Raw genomic sequence first — 20,432 nt, 5'->3', positions numbered from 1 at the left:
CAATATGACATAGATCGGCGGCTCGCTTGCCCAAAAAGCATCCCGAATCAGCGCGATTCGCCGCGCGAGAACATCAGGTAGCTCAGCACCGCGAGCGTGCAGACCGCGAGGCCGCCATAGAGCATCAGTGCGTGGAAACCGGCTTCGAGCGCGGCGCGCGCGATCGGTTCGAAATGCGCTTCGAAGGCGTGTGCGTCAACGCTCGCGGCATCGAAGCCCGCGTGCGCGCTCAACGCATCGCCGGGCGTGAGATTGCCCGCCGCCACGCGCGCGGCCAGCGCTTGCCACGACACGCCTTCCACGTTGCGGCCCAACGCGTCTTGCAGACGATGCGCAACGCCCGCCACGAGCAGCGCCCCCATCAGCGCGATGTTGATGGCAAGCGTGACCATGCGCGCGCTCATGTCGATGCCCGAAGCCATGCCCGCGCGATCCGCCGAGACGGAGCCGGTCGTCGTGTTCGTGACCGGCGTGTTGGTCATGCCGAGCCCCGCGCCCGCCACGAGGCAGCCGGGCAGCACGGCCAGCGCGTCGCCGTGGCCGAGCGCGCTGCCCGCACGCATCAGCAGGAAGCCGAGCCCGATCGTGAACAGGCCCGCCGGAATCGCCAGCGCGGGCCGGTAGCGCAGCGCGAGGCGTTCGCCGATCGGCGGGAACACGAGCGTCGGCAGCGTGTAGGCGAGCAGCGACAGCCCCGACGCGAGCGGGCCTTCGCGCAGCACGCTCTGGAAATAGATCGGCAAGTAAATGATGAACGGCCAGAAGCTGAAGTTCATGCCGACCGAGCCGAGCAGCGCGCCCGAAAAGCGGCGCACCTTGAACACGGAGAAGTCGAACATCGGATGCGCGACGCGCAATTCGATCGCGACGAAGGCCGCGAAACTGGCCGCGCTCGCGGCGAGCACGCTCAAGCTCGACGCGCTGAAAAAGCCGCTGTCCGCGCCCTGCGTGATGGTCCAGACGAAGCCGAACACCGAGGCCGAGAGCGTGACCATGCCGGCCACGTCGAGCTTGCGCGCCAGCGGATCGCGCGATTCGCGCACGCCCGCGAGCGCGAGGCCGAGCGTCGCGACGGCGATCAGCACGTGGACCCAGAACACCCATTTCCAGCTCGACAGCGCGACGATCGCGCCGCCCACCAGCGGCCCGAATCCGAGGCCGATGCCGAGCACGATGCCCCACGCACTGAATGCCCGCGCGCGCGGCGCGCCTTGCGGGAATTGATGCGAGAGCACGGCGACGAGGCAAATCAGCATCGCGCCGCCGCTCGCGCCTTGCACGAAGCGGCTGGCGATCAGCGCCGTCGTGCTCGATGCCAGTCCGCACAGCCACGACGCCGCGCCGAACAGGACGATGGTGACGACGAACACGCGCTTGCGGCCGAAGCGGTCGGCGAGCGTGCCGGTCGCCATCAGCACGGTCGTGCAGGCGAGCGTGTAGGCGTTCATGATCCATTGCATCTGCTTGAAGTCGCCGTGCAGCACGACTTCGAGCGTCGGCAGGATCATCGGCACGCTGGAGATTTCGAGCGAGAACATCATGGCGGCGAGGCAGACGGCGATCAGCGCGAGCGTGTTCTGGCGCGTTTGCGCGGGGCGCCGCTCGTCTTGGGCGAGGTCGCGCCCGAGTTCGGATAACTGCATGGGGACTCCAGGGAGAGTGCGCCGCCGGGTCGTGGCGGCGTAGTTGAATCGGCTACAGTCAGTTTATGGGAATAGAATTCCCGTATTGACGCGTTTGCGTCCCCTTGTGGATTCCCTTAAGGCACCAATGAACGACAAACTGGATGGCGTCGCGACCTTCGTGCAGGTCGTGGAGGCGGGCAGCTTCGCGCTGGCGGCCGAGCGGCTGAACCTCACGCGCTCGGCGGTCGGCAAGGCGATCACGCGGCTGGAGACGCGGCTGGGCGTGCGCCTGCTTCATCGCAGCACGCGCAGCCAGACGCTGACGACCGAGGGCCAGGGCTATTACGAGCGTTGCGTGCGCGCGCTCGCGGAACTCGACAGCGCCGAGGCCGCGCTCGACACGAGCCGCGTGGAGCCCGCCGGGCGGCTGCGCGTGAGCGTGCCCGAGGCCTTCGGCCATTGGTGCGTTGCGCCCGTGCTGCTCGATCTCGCGAAGGCGTATCCGCAGTTGCAGATCGATCTGTCGTTCACCGACCGCTACACGGATCTGATCGAGGAGGGGCTGGATCTCGCGGTGCGCATCGGCGCGTTGCGCGACAGCACCACGCTGGCTGCGCGACATCTCGGCACGCAGCACATCGTGATTGCCGCGTCGCCTGCGTATCTCGCGCAACACGGCACGCCCGCGAGTCTCGCCGATCTCGCCGATCACGCGGGCATCGCCTATTCGCGCGGCGGCGCCATCGCACCGTGGGACGCGCGCGGGGCCGATGCCGAGCCGCGTCCTGTGCGCATCCGCACGCAGATCAGCATGGACGATATTCAGGCGATCGCGTCGGCCGCTATCGACGGTCACGGGCTGGCGTGGCTGCCGTGCTGGCTGATCGCGCGCCATGTGGAGAGCGGCGCGCTCGTGCCGGTGCTCGACAGCTATCGCGTGCGTTCGCAGGAGATTTACGCGGTGTGGCCGCAAGCGCGCCATTTACGCGCAAAGACGCGCGTGGCGATCGACGCATTGAAGGCGCGGATTCCCGAGATGATCGGCGACTGATTTTTTAATTATTCGATGCCGCGGTGTGGCGATGTCGGGAGCGGGAATTGCGCTTCCACCCAGCGCGCATAGGGCGCGTTTCCGTGGGAGAACGACGTTGTTAATAAACTTCACATCCGGCCCCGCATCCTGGACGCCAAATCGCACGCTCGCCTTTCCGGCTTTCGTCGATGGCGTCGAGATTATTTGCGAGTTGTCGCTCGAAGCCATAGAAGATCATTTCGGCGCGAACCGTTCGCGCCGCGACAGCCTGATCGCCGCGTTCGATCGGCATCGCAGCCGTATCGAAGCGGTGGCGCAGCGCGTCATTCCGCATCGCGCGATAGCGGGACGCTGTCCGCTGTTTGCGCGCGATTTTTATTGAAACGGGGTGATGGTTTAAACCGATGCGCCGCGCGCTTCCTGACGCGCGGCGTGGTGATTCACGTGCGGTGATTCATGCGCCGCTATTCATGAGAAGTCGCCGGGTTCGAGTTCGAGCGACTGGCCGCCGTTCTTCGTGAGCGCGTGTCGTGCCGCGCGCTCGATGGTCGGCCGGTTGGCGTCGAACGCACTCAGCAGCGCATGCGATGACGTGCCTTCGTTGCCGAAGCGTGCATTGAGCGCGTCCATCGACACGCTGCACCAGACGGGCCGGTCGTCGACGTGGGCTTCGAAGGCAATGCGTGAAGCCGCCACGCTATGACGCCGATTCGTAAACTCGATTCTCATCTCGATCCTCCGTGAAGTTGGCGTAGTAAATAGGGCCCGGCGCAAAATCCTTGCGGATCTGGCGGGCCTGTCGTGCGCAGCAAGGTGCAGACCTGCTGCCTCGTTGCGCTCGAAGTGCGGTGACAGCCGTGCGCCCATTCCATTCAATCGGCACATCGATTGCGCAATTGATTGGGTCCAACGCTGATGAGGAGCTGTCCCATGTCATCTCGCAACCGATCCCACGGCAAAGCCACCCATGTCCAGGGCCAAACCGATGCGAAGTCGGAAAGCCTCGAATCGTTTCGCTCGCGCGCCGACGGTGAAGCGCTGCGCACGAATCAAGGTGTGAAGATCGCCGATAACCAGAATACCCTGCGCGCCGGTCCGCGTGGTCCTTCTCTGCTGGAAGATTTCATTATGCGCGAGAAAATCACGCATTTCGACCACGAGCGTATTCCCGAGCGGATCGTGCACGCACGCGGCTCCGCTGCGCACGGCGTCTTTCAGGTCTACGAATCGCAGGCCGATATGACGCGCGCGTCTTTTCTGCAGGATCCGGCGAAAACCACGCCCGTGTACGTGAGATTTTCGACTGTGCAAGGTCCGCGCGGTTCCGCCGATACGGTGCGCGATGTGCGCGGCTTCGCGACAAAGTTTTATACCGATGAAGGTAATTTCGACCTCGTCGGCAATAACGTGCCGGTATTTTTCATTCAGGACGCGATCAAATTTCCCGATTTTGTCCACGCGGTGAAACCCGAGGCGCCCGATGAAATGCCCACGGGCGGCACCGCGCACGATACGTTCTGGGACTTCGTCTCGCTCGTGCCGGAGAGCGCGCATACCGTGATCTGGGCGATGTCGGATCGTGCGATTCCACGCAGCCTGCGCACGATGGAAGGCTTTGGCGTACATACGTTCCGCTTCGTCAATGCGAAGGGCAAGGCGCGCTTTATCAAGTGGCATTGGCGGCCGGTGCTGGGCTCGTATTCGCTGATCTGGGACGAAGCGCAAAAGATCGCGGGCAAGGACCCCGATTTTCATCGGCGCGATTTGTGGGAAGCCATCGAGCGTGGCGATTATCCCGAGTATGAATTAGGCGTGCAGATTATTGAGGAGGCCGATGAACATCAATTCGGTTTCGATCTGCTCGATCCGACCAAACTCGTGCCGGAAGAAATCGTGCCGGTCAAGATCATCGGCAAGATGACGCTCAATCGCAATCCCGACAATTTCTTCGCCGAAACGGAGCAGGTGGCATTTCACCCTGGCCATATTGTGCCGGGCATCGACTTCACGAACGACCCGCTATTGCAAGGGCGTTTGTTCTCGTACACCGACACGCAGATCAGCCGTCTGGGTGGGCCGAATTTTCACGAGATTCCGATCAATCGACCGGTCTGCACGTATGTGAATAATCAGCGCGATGCCATGCACCGGCAGACGATCAACGTGGGGCAGGCGTCGTATGAGCCGAATACGGTGAGCGACGGCTGGCCGAAGGAAACCGCACCCGCCGATGGCGGTTTCGAAAGTTATCAGGAGCGCGTGGAAGGCACGAAAATTCGCGTGCGCAGCGATTCATTCGCCGATCACTTTTCGCAGGCGGCGATGTTCTACAACAGCATGTCGACGCCCGAAAAGGAGCACATCGTGGCGGCATATACGTTCGAGCTCGGCAAGGTCACGAAGCCCGAGATTCGCGAGCGCACCGTCAACGCCATTCTGGCGAATATCGATGCCGATCTCGCGGCGCGCGTCGCGCTCGCGCTCGGTTTGCCCAAGGCGAAGACGGGCGCGAAACCGGGCAAGCCGAATCCCGCCGCCTCGCCCGCGCTCAGCTTGCTCAATCGCGTGAAGCCCGGGATCAAGACGCGCAAGATCGCGCTGCTGGCGGCGCCGGGCGCGGACGCGGCCACGCTCAAGACCGTGCGCGATGCGCTCGCGAAGGAAGGCGCGACGGCGCTGATCGTCGCGCCCACGCTTGCGCCCATCGACGGTCTCGTGCCGGACGCCACGCTCGCGGGCATGCCGTCGGTGATGTTCGACGCGGTGTTCGTGACGGGCGGCGAGATCGCGTCGCAAACGCTCGTGCAGTCGGGCGACGCGCGTCACTTCGTGGCCGAAGCGTTCCGGCATCTGAAGGCGCTCGCCGCGATCGACACGGGTCGTTTGCTGCTGGGCGCCGCGCAGTTGCCCGATCCGGCGGATGGTGTGGCGCAAGGCGACGCGTCCGACCTCAAGGCCGTGCTCAAGGCGTTTATCGAAGCAGCCGGACAGCATCGTGTCTGGACCCGCGCGGCGCAGGCCGAATCGGTGCCCGCGTGATCGCGGGCCGCATCAGGCGAGGTGAAGATGACAACGCGAAGTCGCAAGAAACCCAGGCCGCGCGACAATGCCCAGACGCGCTTTTCCACCTGTTCGAAGCCGCTCGTGAACGAGGCGCTGCAGCACGCCGCGCATCTCGACGCTGGCGCGGACACGTTGCACAAACTGCGTGTCGCATTGCGTCGATTGCGCACGCTGTTGTGGGCGTGGCGTCCGCTGCTGGATGGGGAAGCGGTGAAGATCGAGCGCGCGTATCTGAAGCGTGCAGGCATGGCGGCGGGCAGTGCGCGCGATTGGGATATCGCCATGACGCTGGTGCATGAGTACGCCGACGACGCCGCCATCGTCGGCGAGCGCATGCAGGCGGCGCGCACCGAGGCGCGCGAACGGGCGCGCGCGACGCTGGCTGCCACCGGCCTCAAATCCGCGTTGCGCGAGATGCTGCATGCGATGAATCGCGAGTTGAATACGGCGCACCGCCGCGTGCCCGTCAAACGCTTCGCGCGCGAGCGTTTGCGTGCGGCGCAACGCGCCCTGAAAAAACGCGAGCGCCGCGCGAAACGCGCGAAGCGAAGCGACTACGCCGCGTGGCACGACGTGCGCAAAGCGGCGAAAAAATTGCGTTACGTGCTGGAGTTTTTTTCTGCCGATTTACCGCGCCGCGAGGTGAAGCGCCTGAAGCCGCTCAAGAGATTGCAGAACCGGTTCGGCGCGCTCAACGATGCGGTGTCGGTTGCGCAGCTGTTTGACGCACATCGCGAAGTGTTTGCCGACGCGGCGAGCGCCGATGCCACGCTCGCCGCGCTGGCACGCACGCGCAAACGCCGGATGCGCCGCGCGGCGAAGTTGATCGGCGCGTGATGTTGCGTCACGGATGTTGCGCCACGTTCGCTGTTGCCGGGTTCGACGATTGCGCGCTAAAGGCGTGACGATGCGCGCGCCTGGCGCGATTGCATCGCACGCCCAACCGCACGGAGGACATCATCATGACCAGCACACTCGACCCCGACAACGACAACGATAACGACGATGCAGGCGACACGACGCAACCGGCCGCGCCCGGACACGATATCGAATCGCTCGGCCCCGGCGATTCGTCGGATAGCGGCAGCGACACGCTCGGCGCGAAGCGCCACGAATTCGATCGCGACACGGAACTCGACAATCACGCGCTCGAAGCCGGCGAAGAGGAGGAACATAGCGACACCGACCGCAGCGGCACCGGCGAGCGCGCGGCGGCGGACGGCGACGAAACGCTGCGCCCCGACGACGATATCTTGCCCGACCGCATCGAAGGGCCGGAAGACCTGTAGTTCACTATCGATTCATTTTTCCAGGGACCACGACGCCTCGTCGTGCAGACGCGCGACGAGCGCGGAGAGCGCGCACTCGACGGTTTCGTCGCCTGGACGCGCTTGCCAGCGCACCTCGTAAGACGCCTTGAGCCGTCCATGTGGAATGCTTTCCGAGAGCCGATGCGAGACGCCGAGCGCGAGCACGCGGCAATGGCAATCGCGGCAATCGCGCAGCGCTTCGTCGAGCAGGGGGCGCACGTCGTCGCCCGCGTCGTGGCCGAGCGCCACGCGTGCGCGGCGGCCGCGCGGCAAGCGGTGTTCGAGCAGTTGAAGCGCCTGCAGCACGACGAGGCCGAGTGCGGTTCCGGCAATCGCAAGCGCGTATTGTCCGCCGCCCGCGCACAGCCCGATCACCGTGACGTACCACATCGTCGCCGCCGTGGTGACGCCTTGCACGAGACCGTCCTTGCGCAGTATCGAGCCCGCGCCGATAAAGCCGACGCCGGACAGAATACCCAGCGGAAGCCGCATCAGGTCGAGCATCACAAAGGAATCCTGATCTTTGCCATGTTGAAGCAAAAGCACATTCACTTGCAGCATCGCGAGGCACGCAGCGAGGCACACGAGCAAGGTCGTGCGCAATCCGGCCGCATTGCCCGATTCGCCGCGATTCAGGCCGATGAGCGCACCCGCGAGCATCGCGAGCGCGAGTCGGCCCGCGAAATCCAGCCAGGTGACGGTGAGCGGCATCGTGTTCATCGCGCTCAGAGCGTCGGACGATAGTCGAGATCGCTTTCGGTATCGAACAGGACGTCGTCGAGCACGAGGTCGATCGCGCAATCATCGCTTTGCGCGGAGGCCTCGCGCATGAGTTCATAACGCCCGCGCACGAGCGCGCCGATACGCTGCTGGATCGTGCGCCGCTGCGCGGTGTCGAGCCCGGCGTATCGCTCGATCTGCGCGCGCGTGGCGCGTAGCGTGGCGGCGCAACGCGCGTCGAGCGTCGTATCGCGCTCCGATTGCGTCACCCAGCTCAGATGCAGCACGAGCACGTCGCCTTCGTCGACGAGACTGACGGCGGGCTGTTTCGGCGAGTCGAAAATCTGCGCGAGCGACAGCTGGATTTCTTCGATGCGCTGGTCGAAATCGTAAGTGTTCATGGTGCGCTCCATCGGACGGGAGGATCTGCCGATACGGCGCGCAACGCGCGTGCCGCGTCGGCGTCCGGGCGCGATCACGCGCGTGGCACGCCCGTTGCGATCATCCTTCGATCATCCTTCGATTGCGCGATGGATTGCACAAAGCGCCGCAGCCAAAAAAACGGAGAAGGTCTGGACGATGCCGGAGGAAGCACTGTGGTTCTTGCTGGTCGGCGTGCTGCTGATGTTCGTGGCGCTCGCGCGCGGGCCGATTGCGCGTCTGCCGCTCACGGGTGCGATGATTTATCTGGCGGTCGGCGTGGTCGTCGGGCCGGGCGTGCTGGGTCTCGTTCATACCGATCTGGCCGAAAACGCGCGCACGCTCGCCGTGCTCGCCGAAGCCGGGCTGGTGGTCTCGCTGTTCTCGGTCGGCATGCATTTGCGCGTGCGCTTGCTCGACCGGCTCTGGATCTTGCCGCTGCGGCTCGGCGTGATCGCGATGGCGATCAGCGTTGCGCTGATGTTCGCCTTCGGGCTGGCGATGGGCGCCGCGCCAGGCGTCGCGCTCTTTCTCGCCGCCGCGCTCGCGCCGACCGACCCGGTGCTCGCCAACGAATTGCGCGTGCAGGCGGCCGGCGACGCGGAGCCCGTGCGCGTCGCGCTATCGGGCGAAGGCGGGCTCAACGACGGCGCGGCCCTGCCGTTTGCCTTGCTCGCCCTCGCGCTCAGCGGCGTGCACGTCGCTGGCATGGCGAGCGTGCCCGCGTTCGCGCTCTCGCTCACGTGGGGCGTCGCGGGCGCGTTGCTGATCGGCGCGGCGCTGGCAACGCTCTGTGTGCGGCTCGTGTTTCATCTGCGCACGCATTATGGCGAAGCCGTGGGCCTCGACGGCTTCATCGCGATCGGGCTGATGTCCGTGACCTATGGTGCGGCACTGCTGCTGCACGCGTATGCATTCGTGGCCGTGTTTGCGGCGGGCGTCGCGCTGCGCCACGAGGAATTGCGTGCGACCGGGGAGCGCCTGCCCGCCGAGGCGCTGGAAACCGTGCAGCTCGGCGAGCAGGTGGAGGCGGCGAAGGATCCGCAGCGCGCGCATGCGCTGCTGGCCGAAAGCATGACGGGCTTCACGCTGGAAATCGAGCGCTTCGCGGAGTTCTCCGTACTGCTGATGATCGGCTGCGTGGTGTCGGCGCACTGGCGCGAGATGCTCGACTGGCGCGCCGTCTCGTTCGCGCTCGTGCTGGTGTTCGTGGTGCGTCCGCTGGCGGTGTTCGCGTCGATGGCGGGCGCGCGCGCCGATGCGCGGCAGCGCGGCCTGATGGCGTGGATGGGGATACGCGGCGTGGGCGCGTTCTATTATGCGGTCTGGGGGCTGGCCGAAGCGGGCGACGTGTTACGGCCCGTGTTGCCCGCGGCGCTCGACGCGATCGTGATCTCCGTGCTGCTGCATGGATCGACGGCGGGCTATGTGCTGGGCCGATATTATCGGCGCTACTATCGGCAGCCGGAGGCGAGGAAAGCGGCGGCATGAGCGTGCCGCCGGTCCTTACCCGTGCGAATCCACCCACGCGCGCGCCCACGAGAGCCCGACGTCCTGCGCTTCCAGCTCGGTGTCGAAAATGCCGAGTATGCCGGAGGCTTCGATCAGTTTGAGGTCGAGCGTGATGGTGCCGCTCGAAGCATAGCGCTCGGGCGCGAGCAGTTCTTCCTGCTGCGCGATGGCATGTCCCCAGAGGACATAGCCCTTGTATCGCTCTTGTTCCATCGGCGCGTCGCCTTGCAGGGTGGGTGGACGTCCATTCTAAGGGAAATAGCGCGTCCCCAGGCGGGCGGCGATGGCGCGGTGCGATCTGCGCGCGCCCGCCCGGGTTTCAACGCTCGGCCAGCGTTTTCAGGCCGTTCAGCCCCGCGCGATACAGCACCTCGTAATGCCCGATGAGTGAAGCGCCGTTTTGCGCGTCGAGCGGCTCGAAGCGGCTCGCCCACGTGACGGTCGTGCGATTCGCGTCGATGCGCTGCGCGGACACCTTCGCCTCATAGCCCGACACCGGGTCCGGGCCTTCCACGATCGAATAGCGATAAAACCGTTGCGTGTCGCTGTGTTCGAGCAGCGCCTCGACGATGATCGCGCCGCCGATCGCTTCGAGGTGGCGCAGGCGGCCGCCATCCGAAAGCCGCGACGAACGCACGAATTCGAGCCACGCGGGCAGGCCGTCGAAGTCGCCGAGCACGGCCCAGACCGATTCCACGGGCGCGTCGATATCGACGGAGACGCTTACGCTTGCCATCGTCATTGCGTTAATCCCATTGCGCGGCGAGACCTTCCGGGCTCACTTCGCGGCCATTGCGTTCGAGCGCGGCGATCTGCGCCATGTCCTCGTCGCTGAGTTCGAGCGTCTGCGCGAGCAGGTTGCTCGCGAGGTTTTCGCGCTTCGTCGACGAAGGAATCACCGAGTAACCGAGCCGCAGCGCCCATGCGAGCGCGACCTGGGCGGGCGTCGCGTGACGGCGTTCGGCAATCGCGCGGATCACCGGATCGCCGAGCACCTTGCCATACGCGAGCGTCATGTACGAGGTCACGTGAATGCCTTCCTGCTGCAAGTAATCGACGAGTTTGCGGTTTTGCAGATACGGGCTCAATTCGATCTGATTCGTCGCGATGTTGTCCTTGCCGACCACGGCGATGGCCTGCTTCGTCAGTTCGATGTTGAAGTTCGACACGCCGATCTGTTTCGTCAGACCTTGCTGTTTCGCTTCGGCGAGCGCGCTCATGAATTCGTCGAGCGAGACGCCGTTATCCGGCGCGGGCCAGTGGATCAGCGTGAGATCGACGACGTCGGTGCGCAGCTTGTGGAGGCTGTCCTTGAGGCTCGGAATCAGCTTCTCGCGCGCGTAGTGGTCGACCCAGATCTTGGTGGTCAGAAACAGTTCGTCGCGTGCGACGCCCGAGGCGGCGATGGCTTCGCCGACTTCGGCTTCGTTGCCGTAGATCTGCGCGGTGTCGATGGCGCGATAGCCGAGTTCGAGGCCGTTGCGCACCGAGTCGATGACCACCTGGCCTTGCAGGCGGAACGTGCCGAGACCGAATGCGGGAATGTGGCTCATATTGGGCTCCGTAAAAGAATGCGATTGAAAAGCGTGAAGAGGGAAATCAGCGCGCGGCGCTCGGCGCGGGCTGGCGTTGCTGGGCGATCTGGAACAGCACCAGCGCGAGGCCCGAGACGGCGATCAGCGCGCCGACCACCGGCACCGCGGCGTAGCTGAAGCCCGCCGAAATCGCCGCGCCGCCCGCCGCCGCGCCCACGGCGTTGCCGAGATTGAAGGCGCCCACGTTGACCGAGGAGGCGAGGCCCGGCGCTTCGGCGGCGGCGCGCATCACGCGCATCTGCAACGGCGGCACCACGGCGAAAGTGGCGAGGCCCCAGACGACCACCGCGAACGCCGCGCCCAGATGGGTTTTCGCGAGCAGCGGGAAGGCCAGCATGATCGCGACCAGCAGCGTCAGGAACACGACGAGGCTGCCGTTGAGCGAGCGGTCCGCGAGCTTGCCGCCCGCTGCGTTGCCGATCGAGAAGCCCACGCCGACGAGCACGAGCATGGCCGTCACGAAGGTCGGCGAAGCGCCCGTGATCTGTTCGAGCGTCGGCGCGATATACGTGTAGAGCGTGAACATCCCGCCCGCGCCGAGCACGGTGGTCGCCATCGCCGTGAGCACGGCGGGGCGCGTGAGCACCTTCAGCTCGCCGCGCAGGTTCGGCGCCTGGCCCGCTTCGCCCTTGGGCAGCGCCACGCGCAGGATCAGCATCGTCAGCACGCCGAGCCCGGCGGTCGCCGCGAACGCCATGCGCCAGCCGATGGTCTGGCCGAGCCAGGTCGCCGCAGGCACGCCGCCGATATTGGCGATCGTCAGGCCCATGAACATGGTGGCGACGGCGCTGGCCTGCTTGTGGCGCGGCACCACGCTCGCCGCGACCAGCGAGCCGAGGCCGAAGAACGCGCCGTGATTGAGGCTCGTGACGAGGCGCGCGAGCAGCAGCGTCGTGTAGTCCGACGAAAACGCCGACAGCAGGTTGCCGATCGTAAACAGGCTCATCAGCAGGATCAGCGCGCCGCGCCGCGACCAGCGCGAAAGCGCGAGCGTCATCAGCGGCGCGCCGGCCATCACGCCGATCGCGTAGGTGGTGATCAGCATGCCGGCGGTGGGAATCGACACGTGCACGCCCTCGGCGATCACGGGCAGCAGGCCCATCGGCGAGAACTCGGTGGTGCCGATACTGAATGCGCCGATGGCGAGCGCCAGCAGCGAAAGCCAGGCGTGGCCCGGGCGTTCGGGCGTGGCAGTGAGGGGCGGGGTCATGGCGGAAAGGCTCCAGCGGTTTTTGAACAGGACGCAGTGTGCCCGCTTTACTTTTGCAGAAAAAGTCGTCTATAAACGAAAGAGTTTTGATTTCAAATCAAGAATGAAAGTCACACTGGACGAATTGCAGGCCTTCGTGAGCGTGGTCGATACGGGCTCGATCACGGCGGCCGCGCATCAGCTCGGGCTCACGATCTCGGCCACCAGCCGTACGCTGGGGCGGCTGGAGGACAAGCTCAAGACCACGCTGCTGCGGCGCACGACGCGGCGGCTCGAACTGACCGAGGAGGGCAGCGCGTTCCTGCGCGATGCGCGGGCGATCATCGCGTCGGTGGAGGGCGCGGAGGAGCAGATGGCCGCGCGGCGCGAGCGGCCGTCGGGCCGTCTGCGCGTGGATGCGGCCACGCCGTTCATGCTGCATGTGATCGTGCCGCTCGTGCAGGGTTATCGCGCGCGCTATCCGCAGATCGAGCTGGAGCTGAACAGCAACGAAGGGATCATCGATTTGCTGGAGCGGCGCACCGACGTGGCGATCCGCATCGGCCAGTTGAAGGACTCCACGCTGCACAGCAAGCCGGTCGGGCGCAGCCGCGTGCGCGTGCTCGCGAGTCCCGCGTATCTGAAGGCGCACGGCCAGCCGCGCCGCGTGGCGGACCTCGCGAAGCACACGCTGCTCGGCTTCACCGAGCCCGAGGCGCTCAACGTCTGGCCGCTCGCGGGGCCGGATAACGAGCCGTACCGCATCGCGCCTGGCATCCGTTCGTCGAGCGGCGAGACGCTGCGGCAACTCGCGCTGGCGGGCGAGGGCATCGTCTGTCTCTCGGATTTCATGACCGCGCGCGACCGCCGCGAAGGCGCGCTCGTGCAGCTTTTCGCGGCGCAGACGCTCGAAGTGCTTCAGCCGATTAACGCGGTCTACTACCGCAATACGGCGATTTCGGCGCGCATTGCGTCCTTCGTCGATTATCTGATCGAGGCCGTGCGCGACAGCGAATTCGCGCGCTGAGCGCGTCGCCGCGTGCGTCTCGTGAGCGCCGCGACCTCAAGTCATGCCCCATTTTTGCCGACAAGGATAAAGGCGGCGCGCCCACGCGCGCGTCGCCGGATTCTTTCTGCCATTGCATAAAAGGTTGTACATGACGTTTTCGAGCCGCATTGGGCGGCAATTTTCGGGGCAAATTTCGCGCCAGATTTCTCTCCAGTGTTTTCGCGCGGTGCTGCTTGGCGCCGCGATCGTTTCCCTGAACGCGTGCGGCGGCGGCACGCCCAGCGACAGCTCCACATCCAGCGTCAGCGTCACGCCCACCACGCTCGCGCTGGCGGTCGGCAAATCGGCGGCGGCGCAGGCGACCGTGCTGCCCGCGAGCAGCGCGCTGACGTGGTCGAGCAGCGACGCATCGATCGCCACGGTCTCGTCGGAGGGCGCGGTGAGCTGCGTGGCGGCGGGCTCGGCCACCATCAGCGTGAGCACGGCGGACGGCCACACGGCGACGATCGCCGTTACCTGCGCGAAGCCGTTTTCCGTCTACGAGTTCCTGAAGCTGAAGCAGTATCAGGACGCCAGCGGCACGCACTCGATCAGCGACGCGTGGTTCGAGAGCGAGAGCGTCGAGCCGCTCAATCTGATCTATTCGAGCAATCTCGTGACGTGCCCGCTGTCCAGTTGCACCGACGAATATGTCGTCGACAGCACGAAGATCGCGACCGCCGCCGAGGCCGCCGACAGCACCGGTAAAACGCCGGTCTCGCTCGACCTGGAAGTGTGGGACACGAAGCGCTTCTATCCGACCGTGGCGACCGGCAACGGCCAGACCATCGTCGAGAATCTGAGCGAGGCGCTCCAGCTTTTCAAGGCCGACAATCCCGGCGCCGTGGTCGGGCTTTACGGGGAAGTGCCGCAAAACACCTTCGGCTGGAGTTCGTCGACCGAGGCCACCTATAGCGCGCTCAACCCGCAGTACGCGAGCGTGGCCGCGCTGGTCGATTACTACAGCCCGTCGCTCTACAACTACAGCTACGACGGCACCTCGACCGGCGATACGAACTGGAATTCGGCCGCGACCTTCGCCGTCGCGCAGTCGCGCGCGTTCGACACGCTCAACGGCACCTCGAAAAAAGTGCTGCCGTACATCACGCCGGTCTGGACCGACAGCGCGGGCACGGAGCACCTGCTGACCTACGACCAGATGACTTACCGTCTCGATGCGCTGCGCGCGGCAGGCGCGGACGGCTGCATCCTGTGGATTTCGAGCAGCCAGACCGATCCGTCGACGGGCGCGCTGCTCGTGATCGACACGACGTCGGGCTGGTTCAAGGCCGTGATGGATTTCGCGCAGACGGCTTCCTGACAAGGCCTGGCGGGCGCTGTCCGGCGCTGTCCGGCACTTTTAGGCACGTTCGCGCGCGTTCGGACCGCTTGAGACGATCGGGCATATTCCTGAGCGCGCGCGGCATTCGCGCGGCGCGTGCGTGCGCCTAAAGTCACTCCATCGAACGACGGCTTCCGCCGTCTCAAGTCTGGGAGTGGGTCATGAACGCATGGATGGCAAAGCATGAACCGATGCCGGCGGGCTTCTTCGGCATCGCAGTGGGCGCGCTGGCGCTGGCGGGCGCGTGGCGCGTCGCGGCGAAGCTGTGGCAGGTGCCGGAAGTCGCGGCGCAGGCGTTGACGGTTGCGGCGCTCGTGGTGTGGGGCGCGATCATGGCGATGTACGCGCTGAAGTGGGTCGCGCATCGCGAGGCCGCGCGCAAGGAGTGGCAGCACGAAGTGCAGTCGTCGTTCGTGGCGCTCGGCCCGGTCTCGACGATGCTGGCCGCGCAGGCGCTCAAGCTCTGGTCGCATGATCTCGCGCTAGCGGTGTTTGCGGCGGGCGCGGTCGCGCAACTGGGCGTCGGCGTGATGCTGCACGGACGGCTCTGGCAAGGCGCGCGCAACGCCGAACTCGTGACCCCGGCGATCTATCTGCCGACTGTCGCGCCGGGCTTCGTCGCCGCGACCACGGCCGCCGCGTTCGGTCTGCCGGAGCTGGCGATGCTGTTCTTCGGCGCGGGCGTGCTCTCGTGGCTCGCGATCGAATCGATGCTGCTCAATCGCGCCGCGCATGCCGCGCCGACCGCGCCCGCGCTGCGTCCCGGCTTCGGCGTGCAACTCGCGCCGCCGGTGGTGGGCGGCGTGGCGTGGATGGCGATCACGGGAGCGGCCGCGCATACGGGTTTGACGGTGGGTTCGAGTGGCACGATGAACCTGGTCGCTTACGCGCTGCTTGGCTATGGGCTGTATCAGGCGCTGTTGCTGCTGCGTCTGCTGCCGTGGATCCGTGCGCAAGCTTTCGCGCCTTCGTACTGGGCCTTCAGCTTCGGCACGGCCGCGCTGCCCACGCTGGCGATGCTGATCGCGCAACGCGGCGCACCGCAGTGGGAGCATGAACTGGCGTTCGTGCTGTTCGTGGCCGCGAACCTCGTGATCGGGTTGTTGATCGTCAAGACTGCGGCGTTGCTCTGGGAAGGGAAGTTGCTGCCGGTGCGTGCGGTGTCGTGAGCGGGCGATTCGCGCGATAAGAAGGCCTCACATCCGTGAGGCCTTTTTACGTTAGCGAACGACGAAGCCTCAACCCGAAACCTTCCGCATCTCCGCAATCAGATCCGCCTTACCCTCGAAGCCGATGCCCGGCAGATCCGGCATCGTGATGAAACCGTTCTCGACCTTCACGCCATCGGGGAAGCCGCCATACGGCTGGAACAGATCGGGATACGACTCGTTGCCGCCGAGCCCGAGACCCGCCGCGATATTCAGCGACATCTGATGGCCGCCGTGCGGAATGCAGCGGCTGCGCGACCAGCCGTGCTGATGCAGCATGTCCAGTGTGCGCAGATACTCGACGAGGCCATAGCTCAGCGCGCAGTCGAATTGCAGCCAGTCGCGGTCCGCGCGCATGCCGCCGTAGCGGATCAGGTTGCGCGCGTCCTGCATCGAGAACAGATTCTCGCCGGTCGCCATCGGCTTGTCGTAGTAGTTGCGCAGCGTGGCCTGCAATTCGAAGTCGAGCGGATCGCCCGCTTCCTCGTACCAGAACAGATCGTATTGCGAGAGCGCCTTCGCGTACTGGATCGCGGTATCGAGATCGAAGCGGCCATTCGCATCGACTGCGAGTTTCTGGCCGTCGCCGAGCACGCTCAGAATCGAGTCGATACGGCGCAGATCCTCGTCGAGCGACGCGCCGCCGATCTTCTTCTTCACGACCGTGTAGCCGCGGTCGAGATAGCTGCGCATCTCGTCCTTGAGCTTGTCGTGATTCTGGCCCGGATAGTAGTAGCCGCCCGCCGCATAGACGAAGACCTTGCGGTTCGGCTCGCCGTTGCCGTAGCGCTCGGCGAGCAGTTGAAACAGCGGCTTGCCTTCGATCTTCGCCACGGCGTCCCACACGGCCATGTCGATCGTACCGATGGCGACCGAGCGCTCGCCGTGGCCGCCGGGCTTCTCGTTCGTGAACATCGTCGCCCAGATCTTGTGCGGGTCGAGATTGTCGCCGGCGTCGTTGACGAGCGAGGCCGGATCGGCTTCGAGCAGGCGCGGAATGAAGCGCTCGCGCATGAGCTTGCCCTGACCGTAGCGGCCATTCGAATTGAAGCCGTAGCCGACGACCGGCTTGCCGTCGCGGATCACATCGGTGATCACGGCGACGAGGCTCAGCGTCATCTTGCTGAAGTCGATATAGGCGTTGCGGATCGGCGAACTGATCGGCAGCGTTTGCTCGCGAATCTCGACGATTCTCATGAGGCGGTCTCCTGGAATAAGGCGTTGGTGCGATGTCGCAATGGGACGTAGCATAGCCGCCGCAGCGCGCCCTATACTTCACCCTTATTCATTTCATTCTTTACCAAAAGTGAGAACTGACTCGACGTCCGACTTCGAATTCTTCGTGCAGCTCGCGCGGCTCAAGAGCCTGTCCGGCGCGGCGCGCTCGCTGGGCATCACGCCGCCCGCGGCGACCAAGCGGCTCGGGATACTTGAAGAACGCTTCGGCACGCGGCTCGTCAACCGCACCACGCGCAGCGTGAGCCTGACGCCGGAAGGCGAGACCTTCGCGCGCTACGCCGCGCAGATTCTCGAACAGGTGCGCGAGATGGAAGACGCGATCGCCGGTTCGCCCGCCGATCCGCACGGTCGCCTGCGCATCAACGCGACGCTCGGCTTCGGGCGCACCACGATCGCGCCGCTGGTGTCGGAGTTCGCGCGGCGTTATCCGCGTGTCGATATTCAGTTCGAAGTCACCGACCGGCCCGTCGATCTCGTCGAAGGCGCGTTCGATATGGCGATCCGTTTCGGCGAGTTGCCCGATCAGCGTCTGCGTGCGCGCCGCTTGATGAGCAACCGGCGCTTTCTGTGCGCGTCGCCGAAATATCTGGAGCGGCATGGCGTGCCGCAGCGCAAGGAGGATCTGGTCGATCATCGCTGCATCATTCACACGCAGAACGACGATGCGTCGGGCGTCTGGCGCTTCATGCAGGCCGATCATCTGGAGGCCTTGAAGGTGAGCGGCGCGCTCGCGAGCAACGACGGCGATATCGTGCTGCGATGGGCGCTAGACGGCCACGGCATTCTGATTCGCTCGGAATGGGATCTTGCGAAATATATCCAGAGCGGCAGGCTCAAGCTCGTGCTGCCCGAGGTCGTGCTGCCGTCCGCCGATCTGTATGTCTACTATCCGGGCCAGCGTAACGAGTCGCCGCGCGCGCGGGCCTTCATCGATTTTCTGGTCAAGCATTTCGAGGCGCCGTTCGTGCCGGTCGACGTGAGCCAGGCCATGCCGGAACGCAAGAAAGCGGGCAGGGCGAAGCGCTGAACGCAGGCGCAAGTCAGGCGCGATCCAGGTGCAATCCAGGCGCGCGCAGCTTACGCGCGGCTTCCAGTCACGATCGAGTCGCGCTACCATTCGCTTCTTGCGGATCAGGTTGGCGCGGCATCGCGCGATGTGTCCCTGACGCGTTGTTGCGCTGGCGCTGGCGCTTGTGCGCCATTCATTGCGAGGCGTTCGCCTCTCGCTCCCTTCTTCAATCGTCGGCTGAATGCGGTTCGTTCGGCCGGCTGGCGTTTTATGTCTGAAATCGATCCCCGAGTCTGCGGTTCTGTCACCGATTCCGTTTCTGGTTCCATCGCTGATTCCGTCACCGATTCCATCGCCGCAGCGCCGCGCGACGCATGGCCCGCCGTCGCCTCGCTGGCGCTCGGCTCGTTCGCATCGGTGACCACGGAGTTTCTGCCGGTCGGCGTGCTGCCGGACGTGGTGAAGTCGTTCGGCGTCACCGCCGGACACGGCGGCCTCATGATGACGCTGCCCGGCGTGTTCGCCGCCATCGCCGCGCCGGGCGTGCTGCTCGTCGGCAAGCGTATCGACCGGCGCACGCTGCTGCTCGCGCTTTCGGTGCTGCTGCTCGCGTCGGCGCTCACCTCGGCGGTGTCAACGCAGTTCGGCTGGATGCTGCTCGGACGCGCGATGGTCGGCGCCAGTCTCGGCGCGTTCTGGGCGATGGCGCTGGCGGTCGCCGGACGGCTGGTGCGCGCGGATCACGTCCATTACGCGGCGGCGGCCGTGTTCGGCGGCGCGACGACGGCGATGATCGTCGGCGTGCCGTTCGGCACCTTCGTCGCGGACCTGACGTCGTGGCGCGGCGCGTTTCTCGCGGCGGCGGCGCTCTCGGCCATCGCCTTGATCGTGCAGATCGTCGCGCTGCCCGCGATTCCCGCGACGGCGGCGGCCACGCCCGGCGCGGCGCGCCTGCTCGCGTTCGCGCGCAACCGCATGGCCCAGCGCAGCATGGCGACGATCACGCTGCTGTTCGCCGCGCACTTCGGCACCTACACGTTCCTCGTGCCGCTGCTCAACGAGGCCGGTTTCGCGGGCAAGGACGCCACCTGGGTGCTGCTCGCCTACGGCGCGTTCGGCTTCCTCTCGAACGCGCTCGCGAGCCGCTACGTGGCGAAGACCTTGCGCAACACGCTGCTCGGCGCGACCGCGCTGATGGCCGTCGTCTTGCTGACGCTGCCCGCGGTGACGGGCCTGCGCGGCGTGGTGCTCGCGCTGGTGGCGCTCTGGGGCGTGTCGTGGGGCGCGCTGCCGCTGGCGCTGAACATGTGGCATCGGCAGATCCGCGATATCGAGGACGAAACGGTGTCGGCGATGTTCACGCTCACGACGCAAGTGGGCATCGGCTGCGGGACCGTGCTGGCGGGTTATCTCGTCGATGCGGCCGGTCTGGGCGCGAATTACGTCGCGGGCGCGGCGGTCGCGGCGCTGGCGGTGCTGGTGATCGTGCTGCTGCCGGTGAAAGGGACGGAAGCGGTGACGAAGGTGATGTGATCGCATGCGATCGCACGGCGTGCGCGTGCCGGGAAAACCCGCCCTTCAAGCGCGCCGCCGATGGCCGATATCGCAGCTATCCGAATCATTCGCCCACACCGGAGAGCCGCCGATGAAACTGCGTTTGTGGATTGCCGCGACGATCTGCGCGGCCGCGTGCGCGAGCGCTGCATCGGCGTTCGCCGATAGCGCGATGGAACTGTCCGCCGACGACAGCGCCGCCGTGTTCGCTCCGGTGAAACTGACCACGCTGCAAAACACGGCAGGCCGCGCGGATCTCGACGCGCAATCGGCCAGCGTGGGCGCCGACGTGCTGCGCGGCGCGACCGGCAACGCGGGCGTGAACCTCGCCGCGGGCGCGTTCAACGCGCAGGCCAATCAGATCGCGCTGGTCAGTACGCCGCGCGCGGAAATCGTCACGCAACAGACCGTGCAGGGCGTCGCGCACATGACGGGCAGCGGCACGGCCGAACTCGGCGCGGGCGCGCTCGCCAACGCGAGCGGCAATATCGGCATCAATATCGCGGCGGGCTCGGGCAACGCGCAGTCCAACGGCCTCGTCGTGCACTGACGCGCGCGACGCGAT

The 20,432-nt window shown here is 65.8% G+C and carries 21 protein-coding genes; 12 read left to right on the top strand and 9 right to left on the bottom strand.

The annotated features are described in order from the left end of the window. Positions 1-47 precede the first annotated feature (47 nt). Positions 48-1,643, bottom strand: a complete 1,596-nt coding sequence (locus U4Y88_RS11740; RefSeq protein ID WP_321784046.1) for an MFS transporter — start codon at positions 1,641-1,643, stop codon at positions 48-50. Positions 1,644-1,770: 127 nt separating this feature from the next. Between U4Y88_RS11740 and U4Y88_RS11735 the strand changes: the two genes are divergently transcribed. Together U4Y88_RS11735 and U4Y88_RS11730 are read left to right on the top strand one after the other, a co-directional pair. Further along, positions 1,771-2,676: a LysR family transcriptional regulator gene (locus U4Y88_RS11735; RefSeq protein ID WP_321784044.1), complete on the top strand. Its 906-nt coding sequence runs from the start codon at positions 1,771-1,773 to the stop codon at positions 2,674-2,676. A gap of 31 nt (positions 2,677-2,707) precedes the next feature. Next, the gene (locus U4Y88_RS11730) at positions 2,708-3,040 is read left to right on the top strand and encodes a DUF1488 domain-containing protein (RefSeq protein WP_310631190.1); all 333 of its coding nucleotides are present in this window, start codon (positions 2,708-2,710) and stop codon (positions 3,038-3,040) included. An 86-nt stretch (positions 3,041-3,126) separates the two neighbouring features. On the opposite strand, the gene U4Y88_RS11725 is transcribed toward U4Y88_RS11730, so the two are convergent. Next, positions 3,127-3,387, bottom strand: coding sequence for a DUF1488 domain-containing protein (locus U4Y88_RS11725; RefSeq protein WP_224013359.1), 261 nt, complete (start codon positions 3,385-3,387; stop codon positions 3,127-3,129). A 201-nt stretch (positions 3,388-3,588) separates the two neighbouring features. Between U4Y88_RS11725 and katE the strand changes: the two genes are divergently transcribed. The 3 genes from katE to U4Y88_RS11710 all read left to right on the top strand — a co-directional run bounded on the left by katE (position 3,589) and on the right by U4Y88_RS11710 (position 7,010). Next, positions 3,589-5,697: a catalase HPII gene (katE, locus tag U4Y88_RS11720; protein WP_321784042.1), complete on the top strand. Its 2,109-nt coding sequence runs from the start codon at positions 3,589-3,591 to the stop codon at positions 5,695-5,697. Positions 5,698-5,724: 27 nt separating this feature from the next. After that, the gene (locus tag U4Y88_RS11715) at positions 5,725-6,558 is read left to right on the top strand and encodes a CHAD domain-containing protein (RefSeq protein ID WP_321784040.1); all 834 of its coding nucleotides are present in this window, start codon (positions 5,725-5,727) and stop codon (positions 6,556-6,558) included. A 125-nt stretch (positions 6,559-6,683) separates the two neighbouring features. Then, positions 6,684-7,010: a chemotaxis protein gene (locus U4Y88_RS11710; protein WP_321784038.1), complete on the top strand. Its 327-nt coding sequence runs from the start codon at positions 6,684-6,686 to the stop codon at positions 7,008-7,010. Positions 7,011-7,022: 12 nt separating this feature from the next. Here the strand turns inward: U4Y88_RS11710 and U4Y88_RS11705 are convergent, their stop codons facing one another. Both U4Y88_RS11705 and U4Y88_RS11700 read right to left on the bottom strand, forming a co-directional pair. Next, positions 7,023-7,751 carry an MgtC/SapB family protein gene (locus U4Y88_RS11705; protein ID WP_321784036.1) on the bottom strand — a complete coding sequence of 243 codons (729 nt, stop codon included), beginning with the start codon at positions 7,749-7,751 and terminating at the stop codon, positions 7,023-7,025. 5 nt (positions 7,752-7,756) lie between these two features. After that, positions 7,757-8,152 (bottom strand): DUF3022 domain-containing protein, encoded by a 396-nt coding sequence (locus U4Y88_RS11700; protein ID WP_321784034.1) that lies wholly within the window; start codon positions 8,150-8,152, stop codon positions 7,757-7,759. 178 nt (positions 8,153-8,330) lie between these two features. On the opposite strand from U4Y88_RS11700, the gene U4Y88_RS11695 reads away from it, so the two are divergent. Then, positions 8,331-9,662 carry a cation:proton antiporter gene (locus tag U4Y88_RS11695; RefSeq protein WP_321784032.1) on the top strand — a complete coding sequence of 444 codons (1,332 nt, stop codon included), beginning with the start codon at positions 8,331-8,333 and terminating at the stop codon, positions 9,660-9,662. A gap of 15 nt (positions 9,663-9,677) precedes the next feature. Here the strand turns inward: U4Y88_RS11695 and U4Y88_RS11690 are convergent, their stop codons facing one another. The 4 genes from U4Y88_RS11690 to U4Y88_RS11675 all read right to left on the bottom strand — a co-directional run bounded on the left by U4Y88_RS11690 (position 9,678) and on the right by U4Y88_RS11675 (position 12,488). Beyond that, positions 9,678-9,896: a hypothetical protein gene (locus U4Y88_RS11690; RefSeq protein ID WP_224013352.1), complete on the bottom strand. Its 219-nt coding sequence runs from the start codon at positions 9,894-9,896 to the stop codon at positions 9,678-9,680. 106 nt (positions 9,897-10,002) lie between these two features. After that, on the bottom strand, positions 10,003-10,419 hold the full coding sequence (locus U4Y88_RS11685; protein ID WP_321784030.1) for an SRPBCC family protein: 417 nt from the start codon (positions 10,417-10,419) through the stop codon (positions 10,003-10,005). Positions 10,420-10,429: 10 nt separating this feature from the next. Beyond that, on the bottom strand, positions 10,430-11,236 hold the full coding sequence (gene dkgB, locus U4Y88_RS11680) for a 2,5-didehydrogluconate reductase DkgB (protein WP_321784028.1): 807 nt from the start codon (positions 11,234-11,236) through the stop codon (positions 10,430-10,432). Positions 11,237-11,282: 46 nt separating this feature from the next. Then, the gene (locus U4Y88_RS11675; RefSeq protein WP_310631167.1) at positions 11,283-12,488 is read right to left on the bottom strand and encodes an MFS transporter; all 1,206 of its coding nucleotides are present in this window, start codon (positions 12,486-12,488) and stop codon (positions 11,283-11,285) included. Between the two features lie 103 nt (positions 12,489-12,591). Between U4Y88_RS11675 and U4Y88_RS11670 the strand changes: the two genes are divergently transcribed. The 3 genes from U4Y88_RS11670 to tehA all read left to right on the top strand — a co-directional run bounded on the left by U4Y88_RS11670 (position 12,592) and on the right by tehA (position 16,026). Then, positions 12,592-13,494, top strand: a complete 903-nt coding sequence (locus tag U4Y88_RS11670; RefSeq protein ID WP_224013348.1) for a LysR family transcriptional regulator — start codon at positions 12,592-12,594, stop codon at positions 13,492-13,494. Between the two features lie 130 nt (positions 13,495-13,624). After that, positions 13,625-14,836, top strand: a complete 1,212-nt coding sequence (locus U4Y88_RS11665) for an Ig-like domain-containing protein (protein ID WP_321784026.1) — start codon at positions 13,625-13,627, stop codon at positions 14,834-14,836. A 194-nt stretch (positions 14,837-15,030) separates the two neighbouring features. Next, complete coding sequence (tehA, locus tag U4Y88_RS11660) at positions 15,031-16,026, top strand: dicarboxylate transporter/tellurite-resistance protein TehA (RefSeq protein WP_321784024.1); 996 nt, start codon at positions 15,031-15,033, stop codon at positions 16,024-16,026. Between the two features lie 69 nt (positions 16,027-16,095). Here tehA and U4Y88_RS11655 read toward each other — a convergent pair whose 3' ends face one another. Further along, entirely contained in the window at positions 16,096-17,262 is a 1,167-nt protein-coding gene (locus U4Y88_RS11655; RefSeq protein ID WP_224013346.1) for a mandelate racemase/muconate lactonizing enzyme family protein, read from the bottom strand. 109 nt (positions 17,263-17,371) lie between these two features. Here U4Y88_RS11655 and U4Y88_RS11650 point away from each other — a divergent pair, with 109 nt between their 5' ends. The 3 genes from U4Y88_RS11650 to U4Y88_RS11640 all read left to right on the top strand — a co-directional run bounded on the left by U4Y88_RS11650 (position 17,372) and on the right by U4Y88_RS11640 (position 20,417). Further along, positions 17,372-18,331: a LysR family transcriptional regulator gene (locus tag U4Y88_RS11650; RefSeq protein WP_310633316.1), complete on the top strand. Its 960-nt coding sequence runs from the start codon at positions 17,372-17,374 to the stop codon at positions 18,329-18,331. Between the two features lie 252 nt (positions 18,332-18,583). Continuing rightward, positions 18,584-19,846 (top strand): MFS transporter, encoded by a 1,263-nt coding sequence (locus U4Y88_RS11645; protein WP_321784023.1) that lies wholly within the window; start codon positions 18,584-18,586, stop codon positions 19,844-19,846. A 112-nt stretch (positions 19,847-19,958) separates the two neighbouring features. Continuing rightward, on the top strand, positions 19,959-20,417 hold the full coding sequence (locus U4Y88_RS11640; RefSeq protein WP_321784021.1) for a hypothetical protein: 459 nt from the start codon (positions 19,959-19,961) through the stop codon (positions 20,415-20,417). Positions 20,418-20,432: the final 15 nt, after the last annotated feature.

Source organism: Paraburkholderia sp. J94 (assembly GCF_905220285.1).
GTDB lineage: Bacteria > Pseudomonadota > Gammaproteobacteria > Burkholderiales > Burkholderiaceae > Paraburkholderia > Paraburkholderia tropica_A.
Note: the sequence above shows the minus strand (reverse complement) of the source record. Positions and strands in the feature narration are given on the sequence as shown.

What these genes read in the sequence shown, in the direction of transcription:
- U4Y88_RS11740 (WP_321784046.1), bottom strand. Translation starts at nt 1,643, where the DNA reads ATGCAGTTATCCGAACTCGGGCGCGACCTCGCCCAAGACGAGCGGCGC.
- U4Y88_RS11735 (WP_321784044.1), top strand. Translation starts at nt 1,771, where the DNA reads ATGAACGACAAACTGGATGGCGTCGCGACCTTCGTGCAGGTCGTGGAG.
- U4Y88_RS11730 (WP_310631190.1), top strand. Translation starts at nt 2,708, where the DNA reads ATGTCGGGAGCGGGAATTGCGCTTCCACCCAGCGCGCATAGGGCGCGT.
- U4Y88_RS11725 (WP_224013359.1), bottom strand. Translation starts at nt 3,387, where the DNA reads ATGAGAATCGAGTTTACGAATCGGCGTCATAGCGTGGCGGCTTCACGC.
- katE (WP_321784042.1), top strand. Translation starts at nt 3,589, where the DNA reads ATGTCATCTCGCAACCGATCCCACGGCAAAGCCACCCATGTCCAGGGC.
- U4Y88_RS11715 (WP_321784040.1), top strand. Translation starts at nt 5,725, where the DNA reads ATGACAACGCGAAGTCGCAAGAAACCCAGGCCGCGCGACAATGCCCAG.
- U4Y88_RS11710 (WP_321784038.1), top strand. Translation starts at nt 6,684, where the DNA reads ATGACCAGCACACTCGACCCCGACAACGACAACGATAACGACGATGCA.
- U4Y88_RS11705 (WP_321784036.1), bottom strand. Translation starts at nt 7,751, where the DNA reads ATGAACACGATGCCGCTCACCGTCACCTGGCTGGATTTCGCGGGCCGA.
- U4Y88_RS11700 (WP_321784034.1), bottom strand. Translation starts at nt 8,152, where the DNA reads ATGAACACTTACGATTTCGACCAGCGCATCGAAGAAATCCAGCTGTCG.
- U4Y88_RS11695 (WP_321784032.1), top strand. Translation starts at nt 8,331, where the DNA reads ATGCCGGAGGAAGCACTGTGGTTCTTGCTGGTCGGCGTGCTGCTGATG.
- U4Y88_RS11690 (WP_224013352.1), bottom strand. Translation starts at nt 9,896, where the DNA reads ATGGAACAAGAGCGATACAAGGGCTATGTCCTCTGGGGACATGCCATC.
- U4Y88_RS11685 (WP_321784030.1), bottom strand. Translation starts at nt 10,419, where the DNA reads ATGGCAAGCGTAAGCGTCTCCGTCGATATCGACGCGCCCGTGGAATCG.
- dkgB (WP_321784028.1), bottom strand. Translation starts at nt 11,236, where the DNA reads ATGAGCCACATTCCCGCATTCGGTCTCGGCACGTTCCGCCTGCAAGGC.
- U4Y88_RS11675 (WP_310631167.1), bottom strand. Translation starts at nt 12,488, where the DNA reads ATGACCCCGCCCCTCACTGCCACGCCCGAACGCCCGGGCCACGCCTGG.
- U4Y88_RS11670 (WP_224013348.1), top strand. Translation starts at nt 12,592, where the DNA reads ATGAAAGTCACACTGGACGAATTGCAGGCCTTCGTGAGCGTGGTCGAT.
- U4Y88_RS11665 (WP_321784026.1), top strand. Translation starts at nt 13,625, where the DNA reads ATGACGTTTTCGAGCCGCATTGGGCGGCAATTTTCGGGGCAAATTTCG.
- tehA (WP_321784024.1), top strand. Translation starts at nt 15,031, where the DNA reads ATGGCAAAGCATGAACCGATGCCGGCGGGCTTCTTCGGCATCGCAGTG.
- U4Y88_RS11655 (WP_224013346.1), bottom strand. Translation starts at nt 17,262, where the DNA reads ATGAGAATCGTCGAGATTCGCGAGCAAACGCTGCCGATCAGTTCGCCG.
- U4Y88_RS11645 (WP_321784023.1), top strand. Translation starts at nt 18,584, where the DNA reads ATGTCTGAAATCGATCCCCGAGTCTGCGGTTCTGTCACCGATTCCGTT.
- U4Y88_RS11640 (WP_321784021.1), top strand. Translation starts at nt 19,959, where the DNA reads ATGAAACTGCGTTTGTGGATTGCCGCGACGATCTGCGCGGCCGCGTGC.